Annotated in this window: 23 protein-coding genes; 11 read left to right on the top strand and 12 right to left on the bottom strand. The window is 68.1% G+C overall.

Annotated features, from left to right (window positions below; translation table 11 throughout):
* Positions 1 to 3: 3 nt before the first annotated feature.
* From C4F17_RS09745 to C4F17_RS09725, 5 genes are all read right to left on the bottom strand, one after another.
* On the bottom strand, positions 4 to 666 hold the full coding sequence (locus C4F17_RS09745) for an amino acid ABC transporter permease (RefSeq protein WP_081271487.1): 663 nt from the start codon (positions 664 to 666) through the stop codon (positions 4 to 6).
* A 15-nt stretch (positions 667 to 681) separates the two neighbouring features.
* Positions 682 to 1,485, bottom strand: coding sequence for a transporter substrate-binding domain-containing protein (locus C4F17_RS09740; protein WP_106935099.1), 804 nt, complete (start codon positions 1,483 to 1,485; stop codon positions 682 to 684).
* Positions 1,482 to 2,273, bottom strand: a complete 792-nt coding sequence (locus C4F17_RS09735) for a GntR family transcriptional regulator (protein WP_106937505.1) — start codon at positions 2,271 to 2,273, stop codon at positions 1,482 to 1,484. Before C4F17_RS09735 ends, C4F17_RS09740 begins: the two co-directional genes overlap by 4 nt.
* A gap of 96 nt (positions 2,274 to 2,369) precedes the next feature.
* Entirely contained in the window at positions 2,370 to 3,335 is a 966-nt protein-coding gene (locus C4F17_RS09730) for a Bug family tripartite tricarboxylate transporter substrate binding protein (RefSeq protein WP_106935098.1), read from the bottom strand.
* Between the two features lie 41 nt (positions 3,336 to 3,376).
* Positions 3,377 to 3,817 carry an OsmC family protein gene (locus C4F17_RS09725; RefSeq protein WP_081271490.1) on the bottom strand — a complete coding sequence of 147 codons (441 nt, stop codon included), beginning with the start codon at positions 3,815 to 3,817 and terminating at the stop codon, positions 3,377 to 3,379.
* 228 nt (positions 3,818 to 4,045) lie between these two features.
* On the opposite strand from C4F17_RS09725, the gene C4F17_RS09720 reads away from it, so the two are divergent.
* Positions 4,046 to 5,743 (top strand): long-chain fatty acid--CoA ligase, encoded by a 1,698-nt coding sequence (locus C4F17_RS09720; RefSeq protein ID WP_081271491.1) that lies wholly within the window; start codon positions 4,046 to 4,048, stop codon positions 5,741 to 5,743.
* A gap of 35 nt (positions 5,744 to 5,778) precedes the next feature.
* Here C4F17_RS09720 and C4F17_RS09715 read toward each other — a convergent pair whose 3' ends face one another.
* Complete coding sequence (locus tag C4F17_RS09715; protein ID WP_234382699.1) at positions 5,779 to 6,237, bottom strand: tetratricopeptide repeat protein; 459 nt, start codon at positions 6,235 to 6,237, stop codon at positions 5,779 to 5,781.
* Positions 6,238 to 6,355: 118 nt separating this feature from the next.
* Between C4F17_RS09715 and C4F17_RS09710 the strand changes: the two genes are divergently transcribed.
* Positions 6,356 to 6,880, top strand: coding sequence for a thermonuclease family protein (locus tag C4F17_RS09710; protein WP_106935097.1), 525 nt, complete (start codon positions 6,356 to 6,358; stop codon positions 6,878 to 6,880).
* A 61-nt stretch (positions 6,881 to 6,941) separates the two neighbouring features.
* Here C4F17_RS09710 and C4F17_RS09705 read toward each other — a convergent pair whose 3' ends face one another.
* Positions 6,942 to 8,297 carry an NAD(P)/FAD-dependent oxidoreductase gene (locus C4F17_RS09705; RefSeq protein ID WP_106935096.1) on the bottom strand — a complete coding sequence of 452 codons (1,356 nt, stop codon included), beginning with the start codon at positions 8,295 to 8,297 and terminating at the stop codon, positions 6,942 to 6,944.
* A gap of 156 nt (positions 8,298 to 8,453) precedes the next feature.
* Here C4F17_RS09705 and egtB point away from each other — a divergent pair, with 156 nt between their 5' ends.
* The 5 genes from egtB to C4F17_RS09675 all read left to right on the top strand — a co-directional run bounded on the left by egtB (position 8,454) and on the right by C4F17_RS09675 (position 13,005).
* The gene (egtB, locus tag C4F17_RS09700) at positions 8,454 to 9,713 is read left to right on the top strand and encodes an ergothioneine biosynthesis protein EgtB (RefSeq protein ID WP_106935095.1); all 1,260 of its coding nucleotides are present in this window, start codon (positions 8,454 to 8,456) and stop codon (positions 9,711 to 9,713) included.
* Positions 9,714 to 9,715: 2 nt separating this feature from the next.
* Entirely contained in the window at positions 9,716 to 10,720 is a 1,005-nt protein-coding gene (gene egtD, locus C4F17_RS09695) for an L-histidine N(alpha)-methyltransferase (RefSeq protein ID WP_106935094.1), read from the top strand.
* 666 nt (positions 10,721 to 11,386) lie between these two features.
* On the top strand, positions 11,387 to 11,671 hold the full coding sequence (locus tag C4F17_RS09685) for a DUF427 domain-containing protein (RefSeq protein ID WP_081271497.1): 285 nt from the start codon (positions 11,387 to 11,389) through the stop codon (positions 11,669 to 11,671).
* Positions 11,668 to 12,423 carry a 2OG-Fe dioxygenase family protein gene (locus tag C4F17_RS09680; RefSeq protein ID WP_106935093.1) on the top strand — a complete coding sequence of 252 codons (756 nt, stop codon included), beginning with the start codon at positions 11,668 to 11,670 and terminating at the stop codon, positions 12,421 to 12,423. Before C4F17_RS09685 ends, C4F17_RS09680 begins: the two co-directional genes overlap by 4 nt.
* A gap of 141 nt (positions 12,424 to 12,564) precedes the next feature.
* Positions 12,565 to 13,005, top strand: coding sequence for a universal stress protein (locus C4F17_RS09675; RefSeq protein WP_007833935.1), 441 nt, complete (start codon positions 12,565 to 12,567; stop codon positions 13,003 to 13,005).
* An 8-nt stretch (positions 13,006 to 13,013) separates the two neighbouring features.
* Here the strand turns inward: C4F17_RS09675 and C4F17_RS09670 are convergent, their stop codons facing one another.
* Entirely contained in the window at positions 13,014 to 13,685 is a 672-nt protein-coding gene (locus C4F17_RS09670) for an RluA family pseudouridine synthase (protein WP_106935092.1), read from the bottom strand.
* 206 nt (positions 13,686 to 13,891) lie between these two features.
* Here C4F17_RS09670 and C4F17_RS09665 point away from each other — a divergent pair, with 206 nt between their 5' ends.
* Complete coding sequence (locus C4F17_RS09665; RefSeq protein ID WP_081271499.1) at positions 13,892 to 15,097, top strand: MFS transporter; 1,206 nt, start codon at positions 13,892 to 13,894, stop codon at positions 15,095 to 15,097.
* Between the two features lie 14 nt (positions 15,098 to 15,111).
* Here C4F17_RS09665 and C4F17_RS09660 read toward each other — a convergent pair whose 3' ends face one another.
* Genes C4F17_RS09660 through C4F17_RS33125 form a run of 3 tightly spaced genes read right to left on the bottom strand, consistent with a single transcriptional unit; the run spans position 15,112 to position 15,849 of the window.
* Complete coding sequence (locus C4F17_RS09660; RefSeq protein WP_081271500.1) at positions 15,112 to 15,399, bottom strand: 2Fe-2S iron-sulfur cluster-binding protein; 288 nt, start codon at positions 15,397 to 15,399, stop codon at positions 15,112 to 15,114.
* 10 nt (positions 15,400 to 15,409) lie between these two features.
* Positions 15,410 to 15,703 carry a VF530 family DNA-binding protein gene (locus C4F17_RS09655; RefSeq protein ID WP_106935091.1) on the bottom strand — a complete coding sequence of 98 codons (294 nt, stop codon included), beginning with the start codon at positions 15,701 to 15,703 and terminating at the stop codon, positions 15,410 to 15,412.
* Positions 15,700 to 15,849 carry a hypothetical protein gene (locus tag C4F17_RS33125; protein ID WP_172839976.1) on the bottom strand — a complete coding sequence of 50 codons (150 nt, stop codon included), beginning with the start codon at positions 15,847 to 15,849 and terminating at the stop codon, positions 15,700 to 15,702. Before C4F17_RS33125 ends, C4F17_RS09655 begins: the two co-directional genes overlap by 4 nt.
* An 87-nt stretch (positions 15,850 to 15,936) precedes the next feature.
* Here C4F17_RS33125 and C4F17_RS09650 point away from each other — a divergent pair, with 87 nt between their 5' ends.
* From C4F17_RS09650 to C4F17_RS09640, 3 genes are all read left to right on the top strand, one after another.
* Entirely contained in the window at positions 15,937 to 16,455 is a 519-nt protein-coding gene (locus tag C4F17_RS09650) for a GNAT family N-acetyltransferase (protein WP_081271502.1), read from the top strand.
* Positions 16,456 to 16,466: 11 nt separating this feature from the next.
* The gene (locus tag C4F17_RS09645) at positions 16,467 to 17,150 is read left to right on the top strand and encodes a PepSY-associated TM helix domain-containing protein (protein WP_106935090.1); all 684 of its coding nucleotides are present in this window, start codon (positions 16,467 to 16,469) and stop codon (positions 17,148 to 17,150) included.
* An 80-nt stretch (positions 17,151 to 17,230) separates the two neighbouring features.
* On the top strand, positions 17,231 to 18,139 hold the full coding sequence (locus C4F17_RS09640; RefSeq protein ID WP_081271504.1) for a DUF808 domain-containing protein: 909 nt from the start codon (positions 17,231 to 17,233) through the stop codon (positions 18,137 to 18,139).
* A gap of 37 nt (positions 18,140 to 18,176) precedes the next feature.
* Here the strand turns inward: C4F17_RS09640 and C4F17_RS09635 are convergent, their stop codons facing one another.
* On the bottom strand, positions 18,177 to 18,389 hold the full coding sequence (locus C4F17_RS09635) for a hypothetical protein (RefSeq protein ID WP_106935089.1): 213 nt from the start codon (positions 18,387 to 18,389) through the stop codon (positions 18,177 to 18,179).
* Between the last annotated feature and the right edge of the window lie 20 nt (positions 18,390 to 18,409).

Here is an 18,409-nt window from a genome sequence, read left to right as displayed (position 1 = left end):
CGGTCAGCGGCCGAAGAAGAACTTCGGCCCCGCCCAGTCGAGCAGCCGGCGCAACGCGACCGACAGCGCGAGATAGATGAGCGTGGCGACGATGAAGGCTTCGAAGGCGCGGAAGTTGCGGCTCTGGATGAGGTTGGCCGCGTAGCTCAGCTCCTCGGTGGAGATCTGGCCGCACACGGCGGAGCCCAGCATCACGATGACGATCTGGCTCACCATCGCGGGCCACACCTTCTTCAGCGCCGGCGGCAGCACCACCCGCAGGAACACCTGCGACTTGCTCAGCGCCAGGCTCACCGCAGCTTCGATCTGCCCCTTGGGCGTGGCCTCGATGCCGGCGCGGATGATCTCGGTGGAATAGGCGCCGAGGTTCATCACCATCGCGATCACCGAAGCCACCTCCGGCGAGAGCTTGACGCCCGCCGCCGGCAGCCCGAAGAAGATGAAGAACAGCTGCACGATGAAGGGCGTGTTGCGGATCAGCTCCACATACGTGCCCACCACGATGCGCAGCCATGCCGCCCCGTTCGCGCGCGCCCAGGCGCAGAAGGTGCCGACGATCATGCCCAGCACGGTGCCCACGGCCGTGAGGCCGATGGTCCACGCCACGCCGCGAAGCAGCAGCGGCCATTCCGACAGAACCGCCCCGAAGTCGAATTCGATGTTCATGGCCGCGTGGCTCGATCAGACGGGCAGGTCGCCGGCGGCCTTGCCGAGCCATTTCTTGGACATGGCGTCGAGCGTGCCGTCCTTCTTGGCGGCGGCAATGATCTCGTTCACCTTGGTCTTCAGTGCGGTCTCGCCCTTGGCGACGCCGACGAAGCAGGGGCTGTCTTTCAGCAGCAGCTTGAACTCGGCGCTCACCTTGGGGTTCTTGGCGAGCATGTCGCCGGCGACAGCCGCGCTGGTGGCGATGGTCTGCGTCTGGCCGGCCACGAAGGCGGCGATGGTCGCGTTGTTGTCCTCGAAGCGGCGGTAGTCGACGTTCGGCGGCGCCACCTTGTTCAGCTCCTGGTCTTCCATCGCGCCGCGCGTCACGGCCACGGTCTTGCCCGCCATGTCGGCGAAGCTGGTGAGCTTCATGCTCTTGGCCGCGTACACGGCCTGGAAGAAGGGCGCGTAGGCGGAAGAGAAGTCGATCACCTTCTCGCGCTCCGGGTTCTTGCCGAGCGTGGAAATCACCAGGTCGGCCTTGCGGGTCTGCAGGTAGGGAATGCGGTTGGCGCTGGTCACGGGCACCAGCTCGACCTTCACGCCCAGCTTGGCGGCGATGAGCTCGGCCATTTCCACGTCGAGGCCCTGCGGCTTCATGTTCTTGTCGACCGAGCCGTAGGGCGGGTAGTCGGTCGGCACGGCGATCTTGATGGTCTTGGCCTTGAGCACGTTGTCGAGCGCGTTCTGGGCCTGCGCCGCGCCGGTGGCGGCCAGCATGGCCGCGGACACCATGGCGAGCGCGAACTGGCGTTTGGACAGGAAAGAGAAGGTCATAGCAAGGCTCCTAGGTAAGTCGAAGAATCGGAATCGGGGGGGGTGGCGCCCGGCTTGCGGCGCTTGGCCTTTGGCGCCGCAACCGCGGCGGCCTGGGTGTTCTGCAGCGGCGCCAGCGCGTCGCGCAGCTGCGCGAGCGGGTCGGTGGGCGCCTGCACGCGCAGGGCCGACTGCACCGTGCCGATGTGCTCGGCCATCAGCGCCTCGGCGGCGGCGTGGTCGCCGCGTTCCAGCGCCGCGACGATCTGCACATGGTCTTCGCACGACTGCACCGCATCGTGCGTGGACTGGTAGAGCATGGCGATCAGCGTGGTGCGCGCGGTGTAGTCGCGCAGCGTGTCGGCCAGCAGCGTGTTGCCCAGGCATTCGGCCAGGCACACGTGGAAATCGCCGAGCAGGAAGCTGCGGTTGCCGACGTCGCTCTCTTTCAGTGCGGCTTTTTCACGCTGCAGGTGCGCCTTCAATTGGCGCAGGGCGGCTTTCTCGATCTTCCCGTTGCGGCCCGCGCTGCCTGCGCTCCGAATGAGCCCCAGCTCGATGACGCGCCGCGCCTCGAAGGCTTCGCGCGCCTCGTCCTGCGAAGGCTCGATGACGAACCAGCCGCGCCGCGCGCTCACCGTGACGATGCCGCGCGCCGCCAGCCGGGTGAGCGCCTCGCGCACGATGGTGCGGCTGCAGTCGAACAGCATCGCCAGTTGCTGCTCGCCCAGGCGCGAACCCGGCGCGAGCTTCTGCGCCATCACCGCTTCGACGATGCGTGCACTGATTTCGGATGCGGAAATGGCCATATGCCTGCATACCAGCAGCTTCTGTGCCAACTGGTATGCAAGCTGTGTGCACCTGAATGGAGCGCAGGCCCGGTGCGGAGGCCTTGAACGGAACCCTCAGTCCATCCGCGCGCCGGACGCCTTCACCGCCTTCTCCCAGCGCGGCGTTTCCGTTGCCAGGAAGCGAGCGAAGTCCTTGCTGCCCAGGTAGGCCGGGTCGGCGCCCTGGCTCACCATGCGGTCGCGCACTTCGGGGTTGTTCAGCACCTGCCTGAAGGCGTCGCCGAGCCTGGCGACCACGTCTTTCGGCGTGTCCTTCGGGGCGAGGAAGCCGTAGAAGCCCACCACCTCGAAGCCCTTGACGCCCGACTCGATCACGGTCGGCACCTCGGGCAGGGCGGGGTTGCGTTCGCGGCTGGTCACGGCCAGCGCGCGCACCTTGCCCTGCTTGTGATAGTTGGCCGCCTGCGGAATCGATTCGGCCATGAACTGCACCTGCCCGCCCATCAGGTCTGTGAAGGCCGGCGCGCTGCCGCGATAAGGGATGTGCACCATGAAGATGCCGGTGGCGGTCTTGAACATCTCGGGCACCAGGTGGCTGATGCCGCCGTTGCCGGCCGAGCCGTAGTTGACCTGGCCCGGCCGCGCCTTGGCGTAGTCGACGAACTGCTTGAGGTTCTGCACCGGCAGCTTGGGCGTGACCAGCAGCGCCAGCGGCTGCATGGCGGTGCGGGCGATGGGCACGAAGTCGCGCTGCGTGTTGTAGGGCAGCTTGCTGTAGAGCGCGCCGTTGATCACCGCCACGCCGGTGTTGGCGAGCATCAGCGTGTAGCCGTCGGCGGGGCTCTTGGCGACCGCGTCGGCTCCCACGGAGCCGCCGGCGCCGGGCTTGTAGTCGATGATGATCGGCTGGCCGAGCACGGCCTGCAGCTTGTCGGTCAGCAGGCGCGCATGCTGGTCGAGCGGGCCGCCGGCCGGAAAGCCGATGACGAGCTTGATCGGCTTGTCGGGGTAGGCGGCCAGCGCGGCGGTGCCGAGGCTGAAAGAAAGGACCGCCAGGGCGGTCCGGATGGGCTTGTTCATGATCCGTCTCCTTGTTGTGGAGACGATCATAAGCAGCCCGGTCAGCCGGCCAGCGTGGCTTTCAGGGTGATTTCGGGCACGCTCGCCAGCGCCTTCGACAGCGGGCAGCCGGCCTTGGCGGCGGCGGCGATCTGCTGGAACTTCGCTTCGTCGAGCTTCGGCACGGCGGCGTCGAGTTCGAGCGCGATGCGGTCGATCTTGAAGCCCTCGCCATCCTTGGCCAGCCGCACGGCGGCACGCGTGTCGATGCGGGTGGCGGTGAAGCCTTCCTTCTCGAGCGCGAAGGCAAAGGCCATCGTGAGGCAGGCCGCGTGGGCCGCGCCGACGATTTCCTCGGGGTTGGTGCCGCGCTTGTCGTCCTCGAAGCGGCTGGCGAAGCCGTAGGGGTAGTCCTTGAGGGCGCCGGTCTCGGTGCTGACCAGGCCCTTGCCGGTCTTGCCGGCGCCTTCCCAGTGAACGCTTGCGTGCTTGTCTGCTGCCATGTCGACTCCTTGGTGCGGTGGGTGGGGGGAAGGGCAGGTATCGCCGATGGGCCGCCCGTTGTCTGTAGTCGCATGGCGCAAGCGTGTGTTTCGGCGGTGTCAGAAAAATTGGCGTCACCTAGGCGACGCTCCACGGGCTTCCCCGATGGGAGCGGCGTGATTGGCGGCTTAGGCTGCGTGCAGCCGCTTTTTTGTCTCTCCCCTCTGCTTTCCCCGCCTGTTCTCACCATGCAACAACGCCCGCATTACAAGTTCTGGCCCAAACGCCTTCCGCATTCGATCACCGTCCCCGCCACCTCGCTCTGGCACAACCTGGCCACCTCGGCCGCCCGCTACCCGGACAAGCCGGCGCTCGTGTTCTTCGGCCGTGTGCTCAGCTATCGCGAATTCGCCGAACAGGCCGAGCGCCTGGCCGGGGCGCTGCATGCGCTGGGCGTGCAGCGCGGCGACCGCGTGATCCTGGACATGCAGAACTGCCCGCAGCTGGTGATTGCGCATTTCGCGATCCTGCGCGCCAACGCGGTGGTGGTGCCGGTCAACCCGATGAACCGGGCCGAGGAGCTCAAGCACTACATCACCGACCCCGACGCCAAGGTGGCGATCATCACCGGCGACCTCGCGCCCGAGCTTGCCAAGGCCAGCAACGCACTGCCGCCCGAGCAGCGGCTGTCGCACATGATCGTGACGCAGTTCACCGACGCCTTCGACGCCGACATCTCCGGCGAGGACGCCCCGGCACCGGCCTGGAAGGAATGGCTCACCACCCGCCATCCGCTGCCCGCGCTGGCCGGCGGCGAGGCGCTGGCCTGGACCGACGTGCTGGCCGCCGGCCATCCGCCGCCCGCGCACGTGGTGGGCGCCGACGACATGGCGCTGCTGCCCTACACCAGCGGCACCACCGGCCTGCCCAAGGGCTGCGTGCACCACCATTCGAGCCTGATGCACAACGCGATGGCCGGGCAGCTCTGGGGCTGTTCGACCTCCGAGACGGTGGTGCTGGCGGTGGTGCCCATGTTCCACATCACCGGCGTGGTCAGCATGATGCACACCGCCATCCTGGCGGCGGCCACGCTGATCATCATGCCGCGCTGGGACCGCGACGTGGCCGGCCGGCTCATCTCGCGCTGGAAGGTCACGGCCTGGACCAACATCCCGACCATGGTCATCGACCTCATGGCCAGCCCCAACTTCGCGAGCTACGACCTGTCGAGCATGACCTACATCGGCGGCGGCGGCGCGGCCATGCCGCAGGCCGTGGCGCAGCGCCTGTTCGAGCAGTACGGGCTGAAGTACCAGGAAGGCTACGGCCTGACCGAGACCGCCGCGCCGTCGCACACCAACCCGTCGGACCACCCCAAGCAGCAGTGCCTGGGCATTCCGTTCATGAGCACCGACGCGCGGGTGGTCGACCCCGACACCCTGGCCGAAATGCCCATCGGCGAATCGGGCGAGATCATCATCCACGGCCCGGAGGTGTTCCAGGGCTATTGGAAACGGCCCGATGCCACCGCGGCTGCCTTCGTCGAGTTCGAGGGCAAGCGCTTCTTCCGCTCGGGCGACATGGGTCGCATGGACGAGGACGGCTACTTCTTCATCACCGACCGCCTCAAGCGGATGATCAACGCCAGCGGCTTCAAAGTGTGGCCGGCCGAGGTCGAGCTGCTGATGTTCCGCCACCCCGCCATCCAGGAGGCCTGCGTCATCTCGACCAAGGACGACTACCGCGGCGAATCGGTCAAGGCGGTGGTGGTGCTGCGCGCCACGCACAAGGACACCACCGAGCAGCAGATCATCGACTGGTGCCGCGAGAACATGGCGGTCTACAAGATCCCGCGCAAGGTGCAGTTCGTGGATGCGCTGCCCAAGAGCGGCAGCGGCAAGGTGATGTGGCGGCTGCTGCAGGAAGACGAGAGCCGCGCGAACTGAGCAGGGCGGGCTTTACTTCGTGAGGCCCAGCGACTTCAGCAGCGCCCCTGCCTCGGTGCGTCCGTTCGCGTGATGGACTGCGAGGCCACCGCCTTGCCCAGGTAGTCCACCACCTTGTGCCGGTTCTGGTTCGGACCTTCCCACAGGAAGAGCCGGCCCAGTTCCAGCGCCGCGTCGCCGTCGCCCTGCGCATAGGCCTTCTCGAACCAGAAGCGCGCCCAGCGGAAGTTGCCTTCGTCGCGATAGCAGATGGCAAGGTTGGCGCAGCCCGCCACGTCGCCTGCCTTGGCCGCTTTGCGATACCAGTCGCGCGCCGCCTCGGGATTCTTCTTCACGCCGATGCCGTGGTCGAGGAAATAGCCGACGCTGTTCAGCGCGTGGGTCTCGCCCGCCGCCGCGGCCTTGAGGAACAGCGAGAGGGCCTTCTTGTGCGCGCCGGCGTCCCATGCGTCGTTGGCCGCGAGGAACCAGTCGTCCTGGGTGGGTTCTTGCATGGTGCGTGCTCTCCTTCGAAACGTGGTTCAAAAGAAAAAGTCTGTGTACCGGCCGGTTCCGGCGGGTGGATCACTTAGCCTCGATCGGTCCCGCATTCTGCCTATCTCCCGCTTCTTCATGCATTCGCGCGCGCTGCTGCTTTCCTGCCTTCTTGCCTTCTTTCCCCTCCTGACCCAAGCCGCCCCGCGTTCCTGCCTCGTCGTGGGCATCAGCGACGGCGACACGCTCACCGCGCGCTGCGGGCGCATCGGCGCCTACGAACGCGTGAAGGTGCGCATCGCGGCCATCGACGCCCCCGAGAAGGCGCAGCCCTACGGCCAGCGCAGCCGGCAGGCGCTCGGTAGCCTGTGCTTCAGCGAAACCGCGCTCATCACCGAGATCGACACCGACCGCTACGGCCGCACGGTAGCCGACGTCAGCTGCAACGGCGAGGACGTCGGCAGCCGCATGGTGTCCGACGGCTGGGCCTGGGTCTACGACTACAACAAGCTCGCCACCAGGCGCGGCGGCGGGCTCTTCAAGCTGGAGGCCAGGGCCCGGGGCAAGCGCCTGGGGCTGTGGGCCGACCCGAGGCCGACGCCGCCTTGGGAGTGGCGCCGCAGCGAGCGCGACTCGCGGCACCACGGTTTCTTTTTCTTCTGAACCTGAGCGGGCGCCGCAGCCCTGGCAGCGCAGCGCCGGCTGCACATCGGCGCCCGGATCTTCAGGATTCGCCCTTGCCCTGCACGTCGGCCACCACGCGCGCATTGCGCTGGAAGCTCCAGTAGGCACCGGCCCAGTCCATCATCACGACGATGCGGTTGCGAAAGCCGATCAGGAAGTACGCGTGCGCGAACAGCCAGAACAGCCACGCGAGGCGGCCGCTGAAGCGCAGCGGGCCGAAGGGCGTGCCCAGGTCGACCACGGCCGAGTTGCGGCCGATGGTGGCCAGGTTGCCGTAGTCGGCGTAGCGGAACGGCACCGTCGGCTGGCCTGAAATGCGGCGCAGGATGTTGGCCGCCGCCGCGCGCCCCATCTGCTTGGCGCCGGGCGACACGCCGGGCACCGGCTTCGGCGGCTTGCCGGGCGCATGGCTCATGGCGGCGGCGAGGTCGCCCACCACGCTGATCGATGAATAACCCGCCAGGCTCAGGTCGGGCTCGACCTTGATGCGGCCCGCGCGGTCGCATTCGACGCCGGTGGCGGCGCCGAGCATGCGCCCCAGCGGCGAGGCCGCCACGCCGGCGGCCCACACCACGCAACTGCTATCGATTCGGTAGCTGGCTGCGGGCGCGCCGTCAGCGCCGCCACCGGTCTGCACTTCGAGGCCGGTGGGGTCGATGGCGGTGACGCGGGCGTTCAGCCGCACCTCGACGCCCAGCTTCTCCAACTGCTCCAGCGCTTTCTGGCTCAACGACTCGGGCATGGCCTGCAGCACGCGCGGGCCGCCTTCGACCAGCAGCACCTGCGCGCTGGCCGGGTCGATGTGGCGGAACTCACCCGACAGCGTGTGCTTGGCGATCTCGGCCAGCGTGCCGGCCATCTCGACGCCGGTCGGCCCGGCGCCGATCACCACGAAGGTGAGCAGCGCGCGGCGGCGGTCGGGGTCGGTGGTGATCTCGGCCGTCTCGAACGACAGCAGCACGCGGCGGCGGATCTCGAAGGCATCGGCCAGCGTCTTCAGACCGGGAGCGATCGGCGCCCACTGGTCGTTGCCGAAGTAGCTGTGCGTGGCGCCGGCCGCGACGATCAGGTGGTCGTAGGGCACGCTGTCGCCGTTGGCCAGCCGCACCGTGCGCGCGGCGGGGTCGATGCCCGTGACCTCGCCCAGCAGCGTGGTGATGCGCGGCTGCTTGCGGAAGAGCGCGCGCACCGGCGCTGCGATCGACGGTGCCGCGAGCCCGGCGGTCGCCACCTGGTAGAGCAGGGGCTGGAACAGGTGATGGTTGGTCTTGTCGATCACCGTCACGTCGACGTCCGCGTGCTGGAGCTTGCGCGCCGCTTCCAGTCCGCCGAAACCGCAGCCGACGATGACGATTCGCGGCCTGCCCGATGTGCCCGATGGGTTGGTCGTTTGCATCCGATGGATGATACGCAGCCCGCCATGCAAGCCCGCGCGTCTTGTGCCACAGTGCCTGTCCGCCGATTTTTCGGCTGCGAGCCCGCGGCGTTTTGTCCTACGCGCCTTCTTCACGCGAATGGGCTACAAAGTGCGGCTGACCCGACTGGAGACCCCATGACGCTTTCCCGGCCGATCACACAGGCGGCTAGCGCACTGCGCGACAAGTTCCGCGATGTGCGCGCCACCAGCCTGGCGCTTGCCGCCCCGCTTTCCGCCGAAGACCAGTGCGTCCAGTCGATGCCCGACGCGAGCCCGACCAAGTGGCACCTGGCGCACACCACGTGGTTCTTCGAGACGGTGCTCCTGCAGCCGCATGCCACGGGCTACCTGCCCTTCGACAAACGCTTTCACTACCTCTTCAACTCGTACTACGAAGCGCTCGGCCCGCGCCATCCGCGCCCGCAGCGCGGGCTGCTCACGCGGCCGTCGGTGGACGAGGTGCATGCGTACCGCAGGCATGTCGACGAGGCAGTGGTCGCGCTGCTCGAAGCGGGCGGCGGCGACTGGGCGGCCATCGAACCCATCGTCACGCTGGGGCTCAACCACGAGCAGCAGCACCAGGAGCTGCTGCTCACCGACATCCTGCATGCGCTGTCGTGCAACCCGATGCTGCCCGCCTACAAGCCCGCGAGCGGGCCGGCGCTGAGGCTGGCCGCCGTGCCGCCCGCCATGCGCTGGATCGAGCAGCGCGGGGGGCTGGTCGAGGTGGGCTTTGGCGGCAGCGAGTTTTCTTTCGACAACGAGACACCGCGCCACCAGGCGCTGGTGCAGCCGCATGCCATTGCCGACCGGCTGGTGAACTGCGGCGACTTCGCCCAGTTCATTGCCGACGGCGGCTACCAGCGGCCCGAGCTGTGGCTGTCCGACGGATGGGCGGCGGTGCAGGCGAACGGCTGGCGCCACCCGGCCTACTGGCTCGCGCCCGACGATCCGCGGCTGGGCTTCGGCCTGCAGCCGCCGCAAGGGCCTTCCGCCGGCTGGCATGTGTTCGGCCTGCACGGCGCGCGCCCGCTGGAGGCCGATGCGCCGGTGTCGCAGCTCAGTTTCTACGAAGCCGCCGCGTACGCCGAATGGGCCGGCGCGCGGCTGCCGACCGAGTTCGAATGGGAGGCCGCATACGACGCCCCCGGCATCACCCAGATGACCGGCCACGTCTGGCAATGGACGCGTTCGTCGTACGACCCATACCCCGGCTTCCGGCCGATGCCCGGCATCGCGGCGGAATACAACGGCAAGTTCATGGTGGGGCAACTGGTGCTGCGCGGCGGCAGCGTGGCCACGCCGGCCGGGCACACGCGGCCCAGCTACCGCAATTTCTTTCCGCCGGCAGCGCGCTGGCAGTTCTCGGGGCTGCGGCTCGCGAAAGACATCTGATCATGCGAAATCCGACTTCCTCTTCCTCCCTGTCGTTCGCGCCCGCCAAGGCGCGCGCCGCTGCCACTGCATCCGAATCCGCAGCGCCGCTGTCGGAGTTCGGGCGCGAGATGCAGGCGGGGCTTGCGCGCTCGCCGCGCAGCATTTCGCCGAAGTTCTTCTACGACGTGGCGGGGTCGCAGCTGTTCGACCGGATCTGCGATCTGCCCGAGTACTACCCGACGCGCACCGAACTGCGCATTCTTGGCGAGTGCGCGGGAGAGATCGCGCAGCAGGTCGGCCCGAATGCGGAGATCGTCGAGTTCGGGGCCGGGTCGCTCACGAAAGTGCGGCTGCTGCTCGATGCGCTGGAGACGCCCAAGCGCTATCTGCCCATCGACATTTCCGGCGAGCACCTGGAAGCGGCCGCGGCGCGGTTGAGGGCGGACTATCCGGAGCTCGTGGTGCAGCCCATTGCGGCTGACTACACGATGCCGATGGTGCTGCCCGCGCCCATGCCCGGGGCGGGGCGGCGAGTCGGCTTCTTCCCGGGGTCGACGATCGGAAATTTCGAGCCCGACGAGGCGCTGGCCTTCCTGCAACTGGCTGCGCGCATGTTGCGTGGCGGAGGACTGCTGATCGGTGTCGACCTGGTGAAAGACCCGGCGCGGCTGCATGCGGCATACAACGATGCGCAAGGGGTGACGGGAGAGTTCAATCTCAACCTGCTGCGTCGTGCCAATTCGGAGCTGAACGCCGACTTCGATCTGGACGGGTTCTCGCACGCGGCGTTCTACAACGCGCCTCGGCGGCGGATCGAGATGCATCTGGTGAGCCGGCGGGCCCAGAGCGTTTGCTTGAATGGTGAGCGGTTCGGGTTCGAGGAGGGCGAGACTATTCATACGGAGTACTCGCACAAGTTCACCGTTGAAGGGTTGCGGGCTTTGGCTGTTCGGGCGGGGTTTCGTCCGGGGGCTGTCTGGACGGATCCTGAGAGGCTTTTTAGCGTGCATTGGTTGGCTGCCTAGGTTTGGTTTCGGGGCCGGGATATCCGCCCGGCGGCGGACTCACTTTCTTTTGCTTCGCCAAAAGAAAGTAAGCAAAGAAAAGGCGACCCCACTGTCTGCGACCCTCCGCTTCGCTACGGGCAACCTGCGGTGCTCGCGTTTCGCGGGGTCTCGCCCAAACTCGCTTCGCTCAAACAAGGGCGAGCCCTGATCCGCGAAACGCTGCGCTCCTCGGCGCAGCCAGAGGGGAGGGGAAGCCATCCGGGCCTTTGCTTCGCTCGGCCAATGCTGCAGCAGGCCCACGCCGAGCGCAGCGATGGCGCGTTCGGTTTCCAACTCCCTTCTGGCTGCGCCGAGGAGCGCAGACGTAGGCGGGATCAGGGCCGCAGCTGTTTGAGCGAAGCGAGTTCTGCGGACCCCCGCCGGAGTCGAGCACCGCAGGTTGCCCGTAGCGAAGCGAAGGGGCGCAGACAGCAGGGTCGCCTTTTCTTTGGCTACTTTCTTTTGGCGAAGCAAAAGAAAGTAGCTCGGCCGCCGGGCCGAGACCCGGCCCCGGGAAAAAACTGCACAACCAGCCCAGATACGACCACAGAAAAAGCTACCGTCCGAAGCAGCGGCACAATACCCAAGCCCCGTGCGGCAGCGCAACGGCCAGCGCCCGCAACCCCTCCCCTTGGAGACCAAGACATGAAAGCAACCTGGAACGGCGTCACCATCGCCGAAAGCGACGACACCGTGCTCGTCGAAGGCAACCACTATTTCCCGATGAGTTCGCTCAACCGCGACGTCGTCACCTTCAGCAACCACAAGACCACCTGCCCCTGGAAGGGCACCGCAAGCTACTACTCGCTGCTGGTCAACGGCGAGCTCAACACCGACGCCGCCTGGTACTACGCCGACCCGAAGCCCGAAGCAGAAGAGGTTCGCGACCGCGTCGCGTTCTGGAAGGACGTGAAGGTCAGCGCGCAGTGACCGCGGCTGCTTTCACACCTCCGTTCATCGCCCCCGCCGACCTGCCGGACGCACTGCGCGGCCAGGGCTATGCGGTGCTGAGCCCCCAGGGCGTCAGCGAATGGCTCGGCGCACCTCTGTCGCAGCTCGAGGCGCTGCACGCTGACTGGAACGAACTCCCGCCCGATGAATACCTGAAGGACGGTGGCCGCTACCGCACGCGGCGCCATGCCTGCTTCACCGTCGAGGCCGACGACCACGCCACGCTGGCGCGGGTGCCGCATCGCGCGCACTGGCAGCCGGTCGAATACAACGCGTTGCACGGCGGCATGCAGCGCTGGTTCGCTCCGATGCTCGACGCCACCGTGGCGCAGCCTGTGTGGCAGCGCCTGCTGCAGCAACTGGGCAAGACCAGCAGCGACATGCGCGGCGCACCGCAGCGCTGGTTCGTGGAAGCGCACCAGTTCCGCATCGACACCGCCGGCGGCATCGGCCGACCGACGCCCGAGGGCGCGCACCGCGACGGCGTCGACCTGGTGGCTGTCGCCCTCATCGGCCGCCAGGGCATCAAGGGCGGCGAGACGCGGGTGTTCGAGGCCAACGGCCGGCGCGGCGAACGCTTCACCATGACCGAGCCGTGGACCCTGCTGCTGCTCGACGACGCGCGCGTGATCCACGAGTCCACGCCCATCCAGCCGCTCGAAGAGGGCGGCGAAGGCTGGCGCGACACGCTCGTGATCACCTGCCGGGCCAAGGGTTTTCAGGGCGACTGAGCCCGCGCGGCGCGGCGTGCGAGAGCGCGTTGCGCCGCCGCTGGTACGAGTCCTACAGTCCGGCCACCCGAACAGCGGTTAAATTCGAGCCCCGGCTCTTTGTGAGCCGGGTCTGTCTGCGAACGAAAGCGAGGTCCCGCCATGTTCAATCACATCCTGGTTCCGATCGACGGCTCCGAAACTTCCATGCTCGCCGTCAGCAAGGCCAGCGGCCTCGCGCTGGCCTTCGGAAGCCGCATCACGTTGATACACGTGATCGACAACTATCCCTTCATCGGCGTGGGCGCGGACTATGCGCTCGGCCAGAACGAATACCTCGCTGCCGCAACTGCAAGCGCCAACGCGGCACTCGCGCGCGGCGTGGCGGCGCTGGCGGCCGAAGGCCTGCACAGCGACCAGCGCGTGATCGACGGCCACGTGGTGCATGAAGGCATCGTCGACACGGCCATCGCCATCGCGGCCGACCTCATCGTGATGGGGTCGCACGGCCGCAGCGGCATCGAGAAACTGCTGCTCGGCAGCGTCACGCAGCGCGTGCTGCAGGACGCGAACATGCCGGTGCTGGTCGTCAAGGGCGGCTGAGTTCTTCTTCAGCCACGCGAGGCAACGAAATCCGGCGGCCGACTGAAGCGGAGCTCCTGCCGCGTCACCGGATGCACGAAGCCCAGCTCGCTCGCATGCAGCAGCAGGCGCGGCGCACGTGCCTGCAAGGCTGCATCGCCATAGAGCGCATCTCCCAATATCGGATGGCCGATCGACAGCAGGTGCACGCGCAGCTGGTGCGATCTGCCGGTCAGCGGCTCCAGCAGCACATGCGTGGCGGCAGCAGCAGCCGGTTCGCCGGGCCAGGCTGAAATCGCCTTCCAGCGTGTGACGCTCGGCTTGCCCGCCGGGTCGACCTTCTGCAGCGGCCGGCGCGGCCAGTCGGCCATCAATGGGGCGTCGATCACCGACCACTCCTCGCGCAGCGGCATCGCGCCGTCGACCACGGCTTCGTAGCGCTTGTGCACGCGGCGCTCGGCAAATGCGGCGCTCAGGGCGCGCTGCATCTCGATGCCGCGGGCCATCACCACCAGGCCGCTGGTGCCCATGTCGAGCCGGTGCACGATCAGCGCGTCGGGCCATTGGCGAATGGCGCGCGCGCTCAGGCAGTCCTGCTTGTCCTCGCCGCGGCCGGGCACGCAGAGAAGGCCGGCGGGCTTGTCGAACACCAGGAGGTGGTCGTCTTCGTGAACGGGGTGCAGGGGGGCGGGCAGGGTCATGGAGGCACCGAGTTTAGAGAGCGGGCCCACGGAGGTGGAGGGACGGTCGCCTCGCCTCACGGCCCGCTCATGAAGCCTCGGCTATCCTTGAGCGGATGTCCGGCCCCGACCCCGCTCCCGCTTCCTTGCCCCCCGCAGCCTCCGCCGTTCCGGCCGGCGCGGCTTCCTCCCCCAGCTTTTCCGACCTGACCCGCGAACGTCCCTTCATGCAGATGTGGACGGCGCGGCTCTTCGGCACCGCCGCCTCGCAGATGCTGCTGGTGGCCATCGGCTGGCACATGTACGACCTCACCGGCAGCGCCTGGGACCTGGGCCTGGTCGGCCTCTACCAGTTCGTGCCCGCGCTGCTGCTGGCGCTGCTGGCGGGCCACATCGTCGACCGCCATCACCGGGGGCGCATCGTCGCGGCCTGCTTCGCGGTGCAGGGGCTGGTCGCGCTGGTGCTGCTGCTGGCGGTGATGGGCAAGCACGACACGCGCGGGCTGCTGCTGGGCCTGTCGCTGGTGCTGGGCGCGGTGCGTGCCTTCCAGATGCCGGCGCAGCAGGCGCTGACGCCGCTGCTGGTGCCGCCGACCATGCTGGCGCGCGCGATGGCCTTCAGCTCGGCCGGCATGCAGGGCGCGATCATCGGCGGGCCCGCGCTGGGCGGGCTGCTGTTCGTGGCCGGCATGGCGGTGGTCTACGGCGCCAGCGTGGTGTGCTTTGCGCTGGCCTGCGCGCTGGTGCTGCGCCTGCGCTATGCCTACACGCCGGCCGCGCGCGAGCCGGTCACGCTGGCCACGGTGTTCGCGGGCGTCGACTTCATCTGGAAGCGCAAGCCGGTGCTCGGCGCGGTCTCGCTCGACCTGTTCGCGGTGCTGCTGGGCGGCGCGGTGGCGCTGCTGCCCATCTACGCCAAGGACATCCTGCACACCGGCCCCTGGGGGCTGGGCCTGCTGCGCGGCGCGCCCGCCGTGGGCGCGCTGGTGATGTCGATCGCGCTCACGCGCCGGCCGGTCGAGCGCCACGTGGGGCGCACCCTGCTGATGGCCATCGCGCTGTTCGGCCTGTGCATGGTGGTGTTCGGCATCTCCAAGAGCTTCGTCGTGTCGCTGATCGCGCTGGCGGTGTCTGGCGGGGCCGACATGGTCAACGTGGTGATCCGCCAGACGCTGGTGCAGCTGGAAACGCCCGACGCCATGCGCGGGCGCGTGAGCGCCGTGAATTCGATCTTCATCGGCGCCAGCAACCAGCTCGGCGAGTTCGAGTCGGGCGCCACGGCGGCGCTGCTGGGGCCGGTCGGCTCCGTGGTGGTGGGCGGCGTGGGCACCATGCTGGTGGCGCTCACGTGGTTCAAGCTGTTCCCCTCGCTGGCGCAGCGCGACCGGCTGACGGTGGCGGCGCCTGCCGCTGCCAGGCCCGTGTCTTCGTAGCCTGGCCGGCGAACTCAGTCCGGGAAGAGGGCGCGCGCGCCCGGCACGTCGAGCGTGAGGTCGCCCAGCGCCTGCGCCACGCAGGGCAGGATCCAGCCTTCTTCTTTTTCGTCGATGCTCAGGCCCGGCCACTCGATGGTGTGGCGGGTCTCGCCCGACAGCCGCCGGCAGATGCAGGTGCGGCAGGTGCCGTTGCGGCATGAGCTGGGCAGCTCGATGCCCGCGGCCTCGGCGGCCTGCAGCAGCGTGGTGCCGGCGTCGGCCTCGAAGCCGAGGCCCGACGGTTCGAGTCGAACCTTCATCGTTGCGGGATCAGGGAGTGTTTGGATTCTGCTGCTGCTGCTGCTGCTGTTCGCGGCGTTGCTCGCGCAGCATGAAGAGGTACAGGCTCTCGACCTTCTCGCGCGCCCAGGGCGTCTTGCGCAGGAACTTGAGGCTGGAGCTCACGCTCGGGTCGATCGCGAAACAGCGGATGGGAACCAGCTCCGAGAGCTGTTCCCATCCATAGTGGCCGGCCAGTGCCGTCACGATGGCTTCCAGCGTGAGCCCGTGCAGCGGATTGCGCGGCTGCGCGGGCCTGGCCGGGGCCGGTGCTGCGTCGGTCACTTGTTCTTGAGCTTGCCGCGCGGGATCACTGCGGTGGTGACCGTGCGGACCGGTTCGATGCCGCCGGTGCCGACGGGCTTGGGCGGCGAGGTGTCCTTCTTCGGTTTCTTCGCTTCCTTGGTGCTGCGTTGCTGACCCTTGGCCATGTCGATTTCTCCTGTTGTTACGACGGATGCAGCGGGCAGTTTAGCGGTGCGGCGACAATACGCGGTTCCATTGATTTCCCCGCATTCATGTCAGATTACGAAGTTCGCCCCGCCACCCTGCGCGACGCCAAGGCCGTCGCCGAAGTCCACGCCCTGGCCGCCAAGGCTGCCTACGAAGGCATCCTCCCCGAAGAAGAGCTGCGCACCCTGGCCCCGGCGTCGCGGGAAGCCAAGTGGCGCGAAGCCATCGAATACAGCGAACCCCAGGTGCACGTGGTCACGCACGGCGGCCAGATCGTCGGCTTCGTCGGCTTCGACCGCTCGCGCGACCCCAAGACCCCGCCCACCACCGGCGAAATCTGGGCCATCTACGTCAAGCCCGAGCACTGGGGCAAGGGCGCAGGCGTGGCCCTGTGGGACGCCGCGCGCGAAGGCCTGGAAGAAGAGGGCTGCACCACGGTCACGATCTGGGTGCCCATTCGCAACGACCGCGCCATGCGCTTCCACGAACTCGCCGGCTTCAAGCGCGAGATGAAGACCGCCAAGACCACCGCCTTCGGCACCGTGCGTGTCGAGGAAATCCGGCTCAAGCGCGACGTTTCCTGATACCCGCTGCCATGGACCACGACAGCAGCACCCTGGGCCACGCCGCGCGCGTGCGCTCCCACCAGCGCCGCACGGCCGCCGTGCAGTGGATCCGCCGCATGCACGGCTGGATCGGCCTCTGGGGCGCGGTGCTGGGGCTGCTGTTCGGTTTCAGCGGCATCTGGCTGAACCACCGCAACGTGCTGAAGCTGCCGCAGGCGCAGGAACGCACCCGCGCTCAGCTGGCGCTGCCCGAGCCCGCGCCCGAGACTCCCGAGGCCATGAGCCGATGGCTGCAGGAGGCACTGCGCATGAGCGGGCCGCCCAACTCCACCCGTATCGAGCCCGCCAAACCCGTGGCATGGGCCGACAAGAATGACCGCGGGGCACCGACGCTCACGCAGCCGGCGCACTGGGTCTTCAATTTCGGCGGGCCGAACGAAATGGTGCAGGCCGAGTACTGGCAAGGCAATCGCTCCGTGGGGGTGGCCACCATGCACAACGGCTTCGTTGCCACGCTCACCAACATGCACAAGGGCGGCGGCATGCCGCTGCCGTGGATCCTGCTGGTCGACACACTGGCCGGCAGCCTGATCTTCCTGTCGGTGTCTGGCGTGGCGCTGTGGATGCTCACGCACCGCCGCCGCCGCGTGGGCCTGGCGGTGTTCGGCGCCTCGCTGGTGGCGGTGCTGGCACTGGCGCTGAGCGCGCTCTGAACCGGCCCCATATGGGTATTGAGGGGCGGGTCCAGGGCAACGGCTAAGCTCGCCGCTTCTCTTTTCTTCCCGACCTGCCCATGGCCTCCAGCCTGCTCCTGCTGCTCGACGACATCGCGACCGTCCTGGACGACGTGTCTGTTCTTACCAAAGTGGCCGCCAAGAAAACGGCCGGCGTGCTGGGCGACGACCTTGCGCTCAATGCGCAGCAGGTGTCCGGCGTCAGGGCCGAACGGGAGATTCCCGTGGTGTGGGCCGTGTGCAAGGGCTCGTTCATCAACAAGGCGATCCTGGTGCCGGCCGCCCTGGCCATCGGCACCTGGCTGCCGTGGCTGGTGACGCCGCTGCTTATGGTCGGCGGCGCATTCCTCTGCTTCGAGGGCGCCGAAAAGCTCGCCCACAAGTTCCTGCACAAGAAGGAACACGCCGAAGACACCGGGCGCCATGAACAGGCCGTGGCCGACGCTTCGGTCGACGTGGTCGCGGTCGAGAAGGACAAGATCAAGGGCGCGGTGCGCACCGACTTCATCCTTTCGGCCGAAATCATCGCCATCACGCTGGGCACCGTGCAGGGCCAGCCGTTCACCACGCAGCTCACCGTGCTGGCGGGCATTGCGCTCATCATGACCGTCGGCGTGTACGGCCTGGTGGCCGGCATCGTGAAGCTCGACGACGCGGGCCTCTACCTGAGCCGGCGCGCCAGCGCGGGTGCGCAGGCCCTGGGCCGCGGCATCCTGGTGGCGGCACCGTGGCTCATGAAGGCGCTGTCGGTGGCCGGCACCGCGGCCATGTTCCTCGTGGGCGGCGGCATCCTGGTGCACGGCGTGCCGGCACTCGGCCATGCGGTCGAAGACTGGGCCAAGGCCACCGGCGGCGTGTTCGGCACGCTGGGCTCCATGGGTGTGAACGCCGGCGTGGGCGTGGTGGCCGGCGCCATCGTGCTGGCCGTGGTGGAACTGGTCGGCAAGCTGCGCGGCAAGAAGGCCTGACAGGCGATCCGATCGGGGCCTGGCTGCGCTCCTTGCGCTACTGGCGCGGCTTGCCGCGCTTGAGCAGCTCGACCACCACCAGCACCGCGCCCAGCACCAGCGCGAACCAGCCCACGATATAAGCGCCCGCCACCATCTCGAACCAGCGCGTGCCCTGAAGGAAGCGCGGCGCCAGCAGAACGGCTGCACCGATCACGAGGCAGAGGATGCCGCGTTCGAGCGTGCGGAGTTGTCGTTTGGGTTGCGCCATGGCTTGTTCTTCGTTCGGGA

The organism is Variovorax sp. PMC12 (assembly GCF_003019815.1).
In the GTDB taxonomy this organism is placed as follows: domain Bacteria; phylum Pseudomonadota; class Gammaproteobacteria; order Burkholderiales; family Burkholderiaceae_C; genus Variovorax.
The sequence above is the reverse complement of the archived record's forward strand: the minus strand, read 5'-3'. Positions and strand labels throughout refer to the sequence as shown.